The 273-nt window shown below is 56.0% G+C and carries 1 rRNA gene; it reads left to right on the plus strand.

Going from position 1 to position 273, the window contains the following annotated elements:
• Positions 1–273, plus strand: a 23S ribosomal RNA gene (locus ACA373_RS22175); the annotation flags it as partial.

Below are 273 nucleotides of genomic sequence, written 5' to 3' on the forward strand. Positions count from 1 at the left end.
TAAAGAAAGCGTAATAGCTCACTGGTCGAGTCGGCCTGCGCGGAAGATGTAACGGGGCTAAACCATGCACCGAAGCTGCGGCAGCGACACTATGTGTTGTTGGGTAGGGGAGCGTTCTGTAAGCCGTCGAAGGTGGCCTGTGAGGGCTGCTGGAGGTATCAGAAGTGCGAATGCTGACATAAGTAACGATAAAGCGGGTGAAAAGCCCGCTCGCCGGAAGACCAAGGGTTCCTGTCCAACGTTAATCGGGGCAGGGTGAGTCGACCCCTAAGG

The sequence above is a fragment of the Erwinia sp. STN24 genome (assembly GCF_041320675.1).
GTDB lineage: Bacteria > Pseudomonadota > Gammaproteobacteria > Enterobacterales > Enterobacteriaceae > Erwinia > Erwinia aeris.